The organism is Mycobacterium parascrofulaceum ATCC BAA-614, from assembly GCF_000164135.1.
In the GTDB taxonomy this organism is placed as follows: domain Bacteria; phylum Actinomycetota; class Actinomycetes; order Mycobacteriales; family Mycobacteriaceae; genus Mycobacterium; species Mycobacterium parascrofulaceum.
In genome coordinates this window covers 539,097-548,568 of the sequence record NZ_GG770554.1, presented here as the reverse complement: position 1 = coordinate 548,568, position 9,472 = coordinate 539,097, and the positions used below count along the sequence as shown (strand labels likewise).

The 9,472-nt window shown below is 68.0% G+C and carries 7 protein-coding genes and 1 pseudogene; 7 read left to right on the top strand and 1 reads right to left on the bottom strand.

Annotation, left to right across the window (positions count from 1 at the left end):
- Positions 1-140 (top strand): annotated as a pseudogene (locus HMPREF0591_RS30950) (type VII secretion protein EsxI); the annotation flags it as partial.
- 72 nt (positions 141-212) lie between these two features.
- Here the strand turns inward: HMPREF0591_RS30950 and HMPREF0591_RS34400 are convergent.
- Complete coding sequence (locus HMPREF0591_RS34400; protein ID WP_007168949.1) at positions 213-1,595, bottom strand: PPE family protein; 1,383 nt, start codon at positions 1,593-1,595, stop codon at positions 213-215.
- A gap of 479 nt (positions 1,596-2,074) precedes the next feature.
- Between HMPREF0591_RS34400 and HMPREF0591_RS12635 the strand changes: the two genes are divergently transcribed.
- The 6 genes from HMPREF0591_RS12635 to HMPREF0591_RS12610 all read left to right on the top strand — a co-directional run bounded on the left by HMPREF0591_RS12635 (position 2,075) and on the right by HMPREF0591_RS12610 (position 9,465).
- Positions 2,075-2,848 carry a response regulator transcription factor gene (locus HMPREF0591_RS12635; protein ID WP_007168948.1) on the top strand — a complete coding sequence of 258 codons (774 nt, stop codon included), beginning with the start codon at positions 2,075-2,077 and terminating at the stop codon, positions 2,846-2,848.
- Positions 2,845-4,392, top strand: a complete 1,548-nt coding sequence (locus HMPREF0591_RS12630; RefSeq protein ID WP_007168947.1) for a sensor histidine kinase — start codon at positions 2,845-2,847, stop codon at positions 4,390-4,392. Before HMPREF0591_RS12635 ends, HMPREF0591_RS12630 begins: the two co-directional genes overlap by 4 nt.
- A gap of 244 nt (positions 4,393-4,636) precedes the next feature.
- Complete coding sequence (gene kdpF / locus HMPREF0591_RS30330; protein WP_050790038.1) at positions 4,637-4,726, top strand: K(+)-transporting ATPase subunit F; 90 nt, start codon at positions 4,637-4,639, stop codon at positions 4,724-4,726.
- Complete coding sequence (kdpA, locus tag HMPREF0591_RS12620) at positions 4,726-6,396, top strand: potassium-transporting ATPase subunit KdpA (protein ID WP_007168946.1); 1,671 nt, start codon at positions 4,726-4,728, stop codon at positions 6,394-6,396. The genes kdpF and kdpA overlap by 1 nt, the downstream gene beginning before the upstream one ends.
- Positions 6,396-8,546, top strand: coding sequence for a potassium-transporting ATPase subunit KdpB (kdpB, locus tag HMPREF0591_RS12615; RefSeq protein ID WP_007168945.1), 2,151 nt, complete (start codon positions 6,396-6,398; stop codon positions 8,544-8,546). Before kdpA ends, kdpB begins: the two co-directional genes overlap by 1 nt.
- 1 nt (position 8,547) lies before the next feature.
- Positions 8,548-9,465, top strand: a complete 918-nt coding sequence (locus tag HMPREF0591_RS12610) for a potassium-transporting ATPase subunit C (RefSeq protein ID WP_007168944.1) — start codon at positions 8,548-8,550, stop codon at positions 9,463-9,465.
- Positions 9,466-9,472 lie beyond the last annotated feature (7 nt).

Sequence of the window (9,472 nt, the reverse complement as noted above, 5' to 3'; positions counted from 1 at the left end):
CCTGCCAGGAGTTCATCACCCAGTTGGGTCGCAACTTCCAGGTGATCTACGAGCAGGCCAACGCCCACGGGCAGAAGGTGCAAAGCGCCGGCAGCAACATGGCCAGCACCGACAGCGCCGTCGGGTCCAGCTGGGCCTGACACCGCGTCTCCACTCGAAGGGCCCGCACACCACGGTGTGCGGGCCCTTTTGGGTTCGGGCCGGCCAGGGGTTCAGCCGGCCACCGGCGAACGCGGGATGAGCGAGGGCCGGAACCCGATCCGGTGCACCGCGCCGTCGGACTCGCGGCCGACCATCCCGCCCAGCGGCAGCTTGGAGATCCCGGCGGCTTGCGACGGCGCCGCGCCCCACCCGGCCGGCGCGGCGCCGGCGTCGAGAGCTGCGGGTAGCGGTGTCACCGACGACGTCGCGTTGGCCCAGCCTGGCGGCACCGACAGGGTCCCAAGTGAGCCTCCCTGACCCAGGCTCGCCGATGCGCCTTCACCGAGGCCACCCAGCGCCCCCATGTTCCCCAAGGCAGAACCACCCAGAGCTTGCGGGCCGGTGAAGCCGGGAACTCCCTCTGCTCCCAGGATCGAACCCGCACCCTCCATGTCGAGGGCCAGACCCCGGTAATCGAGGTCCAAGCCTCGATAATCAAGCCCCAGCCCGTATAGATCGATACCGACACCGCCGCCGTCGGCGCCGAATCCCGCCGCATCAGAACCCAGGCCGGCCACGTCCGAGAACAAACCGGCCGCATCGCCGGTGCCGGCAGCCCCGCCGACAGCGGATACCAGGCCCGACGCCGCCCCGGCACCGGTGCTGACGCTCTTGGTGGCGCTCTTGCCCGACGCGCCGGTCAGGCTCGAGAGGGCGCTGAGCGGGGTCGTAGCCCCCGTCGTTCCCAGTGAGGCCTCCGTGCCTATCGCCGCTTGCGAGAGGCCGGTGCTCGACGACGACCCGGGGGTGGACAAACTCTGCAGGGCCTGTGGCACCGACATGAGGTGCGCCGACGCCGTCTGGGCTTTGCTGGCCGCCTGAATGCCGGTCGCCTGGGTCACCGTGCCGGCCTGACCGGCGACCCCGGCGGGATTGGTCGTCTGCGGCGGCGGGGCGAAGGCGCTGAAGGCCGACGCGGAAGCCGAGCTGGCGGCGTAGGTGTACATCGCGGTGGCGTCCTGGGCCCACATCTCGCCGTACTGGGCCTCGGTGGCCATGATCGCCGGCGTGTTCTGTCCCAGGACGTTGGTGGCGATCAGTGCCATGAGCTGACTGCGGTTGGCCGCGATGAGCGGCGGCGGCACCGTCATCGCGTACGCGGCTTCGTAGGCCGCCGCGGCTGCGGTGGCCTGCGTCGCCGACTGTTCGCACAGCTCGGCGGTGGCCCGCAGCCAGACCACGTACGGCGCCGCCGCGGCGGCCATCGACATCGACGTCGGACCGGTCCACTCCTGGGTCAGGGTGGTAATCACCGATTCATACCCGCCGGCGGCCGAGGTGAGCTCGAGGGCCAGCGACTCCCAGGCCGCCGAGGCGGCCAACAGCGTCGCGGGCCCCGGGCCCAGATACATGCGACCGGAGTTGACCTCCGGGGGCAACGCGCCAAAGTCCATTACTTTCCTTCTGCTAGTTGAGCCCGTCGGGCCCGGCCCGAGGCGCCGACAGCCGTGCCGGAGGAGGCTGCGGCGGGTGGTGCCGGCGCGCACTCTTCGGCGAAAACCATTTCAAACGAACAACTTTGGTAACGTCACGGAACGTAGATTGATGGGAGCCGGGACGCCGTCGTCCCGCTTCATCGAGCGTAGGCACCGGACCCTGAGAGCCGTCCGTAACAATTCGGGGTCCTGCAAACCGGCAGATCCGTTCTGCTGCGGTTAAATCCCGGAAAACTGCCTGGCATCGCGCGCCCAGGCGACCTCGAGGCCCATGCGTCGCAGCACTTTTGGCAAATGGTGCCTGTCCGGGCCCGTCGAAGCGACACATAGAAAACTCATATTTGAATGCCCTTTGACGCGGTGCGCCTCCCCCGTCACATTTGAGCTCTCTATGAACTTCGTGACAGTCAGGTGTGTGGCTTGCCAGAATGTAGGAAATGACCGCAATGTCGGGTTACGCGGGTGGCCAGCGCCCCCGCCAGGCCATCCTCGGGCAGCTGCCCCGGATCTACCGCGCTGATGGATCACCGATCAGGGTGCTGCTGGTCGATGACGAGCCGGCGCTGACCAACCTGGTGAAGATGGCGCTGCACTACGAGGGTTGGGTCGTCGACATCGCCCACAACGGGCGCGAGGCCATGGCCACCTTCGACAAGGTCAGTCCGGACGTGCTCGTGCTCGACATCATGCTTCCCGACGTGGACGGCTTGCGAATCCTGGAGCGCGTCCGCCAATCCGATGCCTACACCCCCACCCTGTTCCTGACCGCGCGGGACTCGGTCATGGACCGGGTCACCGGCCTGACCGCCGGCGCCGACGATTACATGACCAAGCCGTTCAGCCTCGAGGAGCTCGTCGCCCGGTTGCGTGGGTTGCTGCGCCGCTCGGGCCAGCAGACGCCGCCCGCCGACGAAACCCTCAAAGTCGGCGATCTTCGCCTGGACACCGCCAGCCGCGAGGTCACCCGCGACGGCACGCCGATCTCGCTTTCCTCGACCGAGTTCGAACTGTTGCGCTTCCTCATGCGCAACCCCCGCCGCGCGCTGAGCCGCAGCGAAATCCTCGACCGCGTCTGGAACTACGACTTCGCCGGGCGCACCAGCATCGTGGACCTCTACATCTCCTACCTGAGGAAGAAGATCGACTCGGGGCGGGAACCGATGATTCACACCGTGCGCGGTGTGGGATACATGCTGCGGCCCCCGGAATGACCCGGGACCGGGACGCCCTGTCCGGGGATCTCCCGCGGTGGCTACCCCGTTCGCTGCGCCGCCAACTGTTGTTGGGCGTACTGGCCGTGGTCAGCGTGGTGTTGATGACGGTCGGATTCGTCTCCGTGCTCAGCCTGCGCGGCTACGTCACCGCGATGAGCGACGCCGACGTCGCCGAGTCCCTGGACGCGCTGGGCAATTCATACCTGAAATTCCGCACCGGCGAACCCAATCCGGATGCCGACGCCAAGCCGCTGGGCCGGGCGATGTTGCAGTTCACCGATCAAACGCCGGGCAACCTCATCGTGGTTTTGCGCGACGGCGCCGTCATCGGGTCCGCGGTCTTCTCCGAAGCCGAGGCGCGGCCGGCGCCCGCCGACGTGGTCCACACCATCGAAGCGCAGTCCTGGACCGACGGCCGGCCGCGGACCGAAAATCTGGGCAGCCTCGGGTTCTACCGGGTCAAGAGCCATGTCAACGGATCCGACGTGCTGATCGCCGGGGTGTCGCTGAACCTCGCCGACCGCATCATCGCCCGCAAGCAGGTCACCACCACCCTGCTCATCGCGGCGGCCTTGGTGATCACCGCCGGGCTCACCGTGTGGGTGGTCGGCTACACCCTTCGACCGTTGCGCCGGCTGGCCGGTATTGCGGCGGAGGTCGCCGCGATGCCGCTCACCGACGACGACCACCGGATCAGCGTCCGGGTGCGGCCGCGGGACACCAACCAGCAGAACGAGGTGGGCATCGTCGGCCACACCCTGAACCGGTTGCTGGACAACGTCGATAGCGCCCTGGCGCAGCGCGCCGAATCCGATCTGCGGATGCGGCAGTTCATCACCGACGCCAGCCACGAGCTGCGAACCCCGTTGGCGGCGATCCAGGGATACGCCGAACTCACCCGCCAGGACAGCTCCGAATTGCCGCCGACGACCGAATACGCGCTGGCCCGCATCGAATCCGAGGCGCGGCGGATGGCGCTGCTGGTGGACGAGCTGCTGCTGCTGTCCCGGCTGGGCGAAGGGCAGGACCTGCAGAGCGAAGACGTCGACCTGGCCGAGCTCGTCGTCAACGCCGTGAACGACGCGGCGGTCGCGGCGCCGACGCACCACTGGGTGAAGGACCTGCCCGACGAGCCGGTGTGGGTCCGCGGCGACCAGGACCGGCTACACCAACTGGTCAGCAACCTGCTCAACAACGCCTGGGTGCACAACCCGCCCGGGGTCACCGTCACCACCGGAATCACCTGCCACCGCGACGGTCCCGACGCGCCCTGGGTGGAACTCACGGTCGCCGACGACGGCCCGGGCATCGACCCCGCACTTCTCCCCCGTCTGTTCGAGCGGTTCGCCCGCGCGGACAACTCGAGGCTCAACGGCACGGGCACCGGACTGGGCCTGGCGATCGTCAATTCGATCGTCAAGGCCCACCACGGCTCGGTCACCGCCGAATCCAGCGATGAGAGAACGGTTTTCCGGGTCCGGATGCCGATGATCGACGGGCCCGGCGTCGACGCCGGACAACCCCGTGCGCCGGGGCGTTAAGAAACCGTAAATGCGCCGCGCGGCCCCGTTAGGAAAGCGTCAACCAACGGTCCTGGCACCGGCACGCCAGCTAATTTCAAGCTGACCTTGCCTCCGAGACGGCGCCGCCGCTGGCTCGATGGGCCTTTTCGCATGCACGTGACCGGAGACAGGATGGGCTCGAGATGGGCATAGTGGCGTTCGTCGTTCTCACGGTGGGCGTGTTCGCCGTCCTGGGCATGGTGCAGAAGCTGGTCGAGCGGCTGTGAGCTACGAAAACATCGTCGGTTTGGTGCTTTCCGTCCTGCTCGCGCTGTTTCTCGGCTGCGCGCTGCTGTTCCCGGAGCGGTTCTAGTGAGCACGGCAGCGGCGGGGGTGCTGTTTCTCGCGGTTCTCGTCGTCGCACTCGTGGCGGTGCATGTGCCCTTGGGCGACTACATGCACCGGGTCTACACGTCCGAGACGGACTCGTACGTCGAGCGCGCGATCTATCGGCTGATCGGTGTCGATTCCCGCTCCGAACAGACGTGGGGGGCCTACGCCCGCAGCGTATTGGCGTTCTCGTCGATCAGCATCCTGTTCCTGTTCTTCTTCCAGCTCGTGCAGGGCAGGCTGCCGCTGCATCTGCACGACCCGGCCACCACGATGACGCCCGGCCTGGCGTGGAACACCGCGGTCAGCTTCGTCACGAACACCAACTGGCAGGCCTATTCGGGTGAATCCACACAGGGCCACCTCGTGCAGATGGCCGGGCTCGCGGTGCAGAACTTCGTCTCCGCCGCCGTCGGCATGGCGGTGGCGATCGCGCTGGTGCGCGGGTTCGCCCGCACGCGCACGGGCGAGCTGGGGAACTTCTGGGTCGACCTGGTGCGGGGCACGCTGCGGATCCTGCTGCCCATCGCGACTTTGGGTGCGCTCCTGCTGGTTGCGGGCGGAGCGATTCAGAACTTCCACCTGAACGACCAGGTCGTCACCGGCCTCAACGGGGCGCAGCAGACGGTCACCGGCGGCCCGGTGGCCAGCCAGGAAGCCATCAAGGAGCTGGGCACCAACGGCGGCGGGTTCTACAACGCGAACTCCGCCCACCCGTTCGAGAACCCGACCAGGTGGACCAACTGGCTGGAGATCTTCCTGTTGCTGGTGATCAGTTTCTCGCTGCCCCGCACGTTCGGGCGCATGGTGGGCAGCAAGAAGCAGGGCTATGCGATCGCATCGGTGATGGCATCGCTGTACGCGATGAGCGTGACGTTCATGTTGTGGTTCCAGTTGCAGCACCACGGCACCGTGCCGACCGCGGTCGGCTCGGCGATGGAAGGCGTGGAACAGCGGTTCGGCGTCGCCAACTCCGCGGTGTTCGCCGACTCGACGACGCTCACCTCCACCGGAGCCGTCGACTCCTTCCACGACTCCTACACCAGCCTCGGCGGGATGATGGCCCTGTTCAACATGCAGCTCGGCGAGGTGGCGCCCGGCGGCACCGGCTCGGGCCTGTACGGCATGCTGATCCTGGCGGTGATCACCGTGTTCGTCGCCGGGCTGATGGTCGGCCGCACCCCGGAGTACCTGGGCAAGAAGATCAACCCTCGCGAAATCAAGCTCGCCGCAAGCTATTTCCTGGTCACTCCGCTGATCGTGCTGACCGGGACGGCGATCGCGATGGCGCTGCCGGGCGAACGTGCCGGCATGCTGAACACCGGTCCGCACGGCCTGTCGGAGGTCCTGTACGCCTTCACCTCCGCGGCCAACAACAACGGGTCGGCCTTCGCCGGAATCAGCGTCAACACCAACTGGTACAACACCGCGCTCGGCCTGGCCATGGTCTTCGGCAGGTTCCTGCCGATCGTGCTGGTGCTCGCCCTGGCCGGCTCGCTGGCCAGGCAGGGCGCCACCCCGGATTCGGCGGGCACCCTGCCCACCCACCGGCCGCAGTTCGTCGGAATGGTCGCCGGGGTGACCTTGATCCTGGTCGCCCTGACCTTCCTGCCCATGCTCGCGCTCGGGCCCCTCGCCGAAGGAATCCATTGATGACCGCGCCCACCGTCGATTCGGCCGAGCAGTCGCAACCCGCCGGCCACGCGAACAGCAAACGGGTGCAAGGGGGTTTGCTGGACCCGAAGATGCTCTGGACCGCGACGCCGGACGCGCTGCGCAAGCTCGACCCGCGCACGCTGTGGCGCAACCCGGTGATGTTCATCGTCGAAATCGGCGCCACCTGGGCCACCGCGCTGGCCCTGATCAACCCGACCTGGTTCGCGTGGTTGATCGTGACCTGGCTATGGCTCACGGTGCTTTTCGCGAACCTCGCCGAGGCGGTGGCCGAAGGCCGCGGCAAGGCCCAGGCCGAAACCCTGCGCCGGGCCAAAACCCAGACCCTGGCCCGGCGGCTCAGGGACTGGTCCCCGGGCGCGCCCGCCGTCGAGGAGCAGGTCGCGGCGCCGCTCCTGCAGCAGGGCGACATCGTGGTGGTGGAGGCCGGCCAGGTGATACCCGGGGATGGCGACGTCGTCGAAGGCATTGCGTCGGTGGACGAGTCGGCCATCACCGGTGAATCGGCGCCGGTGATTCGCGAGTCCGGTGGTGACCGTTCGGCGGTCACCGGCGGCACCACCGTGCTGAGCGACCGGATCGTCGTGCGGATCACCCAGAAGCCCGGCGAGAGCTTCATCGACCGGATGATCGCGCTCGTCGAGGGCGCCAACCGGCAGAAGACCCCGAACGAGATCGCGCTCAACATCCTGCTGGCCGCGTTGACGATCATCTTCGTCTTCGCCGTCGCGACCCTGCAGCCGCTGGCGATCTACTCGAAGATGAACAATCCCGGGGTGCCGGATACCCAGGCGCTCAACGCAAACGGGGTCACCGGCATCGTGATGGTGTCGCTGCTGGTCTGCCTGATCCCGACGACCATCGGCGCGCTGCTGTCCGCGATCGGCATCGCCCGCATGGACCGGCTGGTGCAACGCAACGTGCTGGCGATGTCCGGGCGCGCGGTCGAGGCCGCCGGTGACGTGAACACGCTGCTGCTCGACAAGACGGGGACCATCACCCTGGGTAACCGGCAGGCCGCGGCCTTCGTCCCCCTCGACGGGGTCTCCGACGAGCAACTGGCCGACGCCGCGCAGCTGTCCAGCCTCGCCGACGAAACACCGGAGGGACGCTCCATCGTCGTCTACGCCAAGCAACACTTCGGGCTGCGCGCCCGCACGCCGGGCGAGCTCACCCACGCCCACTGGGTGGAGTTCTCCGCCGCGACGCGGATGTCGGGAGTGGATCTTGACGGCCACCAGCTGCGCAAGGGCGCGGCCAGCTCCGTCGCGGAATGGGTGCGCGGCCAGGGCGGTAAGGTTCCGCAACAGCTCGGCGAGCTCGTCGACGGCATCTCCGCCGGCGGCGGCACCCCGCTGGTCGTCGGGGAAACCCGCGACGGCGAAGCGGCGGTGTTGGGGGTCATCCACCTCAAGGACGTCGTCAAGCAGGGCATGCGTGATCGGTTCGACGAGATGCGCAGGATGGGCATCCGGACGGTGATGATCACCGGCGACAACCCGTTGACCGCCAAGGCGATTGCCGACGAGGCCGGCGTCGACGACTTCCTCGCCGAGGCAACCCCCGAGGACAAACTCGAGCTGATCAAGCGGGAGCAGGAGGGCGGCAAGCTGGTCGCGATGACCGGCGACGGCACCAACGACGCCCCCGCCCTGGCTCAGGCCGACGTGGGCGTGGCGATGAACACCGGGACGTCGGCCGCCAAAGAGGCGGGCAACATGGTCGACCTCGACTCCGACCCCACCAAGCTGATCGAGATCGTCGAGATCGGCAAGCAGTTGCTGATCACCCGCGGCGCGTTGACCACGTTCTCGATCGCCAACGACATCGCCAAGTACTTTGCGATCATCCCGGCGATGTTCGTCGCGCTGTTCCCGGGGCTGGACACGATCAACGTCATGCGGCTGCACAGCCCGCAGTCGGCGATCCTGTCGGCGGTGATCTTCAACGCGATCATCATCGTGGCGCTGATCCCGTTGTCGCTGCGCGGCGTGCGCTACACGCCGAGCAGCGCGTCAAAGTTGTTGAGTCGCAACCTGTATGTCTATGGCCTGGGCGGCATCGTGGCCCCGTTCGTCGGCATCAAGGCGATCGACCTCGTCGTCCAATTCGTCCCCGGGATGTCCTGACATGAAGTTCTCGAATTTCGTCCGCGTGCACTGGGCGGCCGTGCGCGCGCTGCTGGTGCTCACCGCGATCACCGGCGTCGCCTACCCACTGGTGATCTGGCTGGCCGCGCAGGTTCCGGGGCTGCGGGACAAGGCCGACGGGTCGGTGCTGGCCGCCGACGGGAAGACGATCGGCAGCCGGCTGATCGGTCAGCTGTTCACCGACTCCGGCGGAAACCCGCTGCCCCAGTACTTTCAGAGCCGCCCCTCGGTGGCCGGCAACGGTTACGACCCGCTGTCGTCGGGAGCGAGCAACCTGGAGCCGGAGAGCATCGTCGACACGCCCGCCGATCCGGCGCAACTGGCGGCCGGCAAGTCCGCCGCGGACGCGGGCTTCAAGCCGAGCCTGCTGACCACCGTGTGTTCGCGCAGCGCCGCCGTGGGCCGCCTCGAGGGGGTGGACGGCTCGCGGCCGTTCTGCACCGGCGGCGGTGTGGGCGCGGTCCTGTCGGTGATCGGACCCCGTGACGCCCGCGGAAACGTCATCCACCCCACCCGGGTGGTCAGCGTCAACGAGCCGTGCCAGGCGGCGCCGTTCCTGCCGCTCTACGAGGGGGTGCGGGTCGAGTGCGCCAAGTACGGCGAGGACTACACCATCGGCCAGATCGTGCCCATCCGCGGCGCCGCGCCCGCCGACCCCACCGTGCCCGCCGACGCCGTCACCGCCAGCGGCAGCGGGCTCGACCCGGACATCTCGCCGGCCTACGCCGACCTGCAGGTCGCCCGGGTGGCCAAGGCGCGGCATGTCAGCCCGGACCAGATACGGGAGGTGTTGGCGCAGAACCGAAGCGGCCGCACGCTCGGATTCCTCGGTGAACCCTGCGTCAACGTGTTGCAGGTCAACCTGCAACTCGATCACGAATATCCGGTCTCGAGCTAGCGCGATG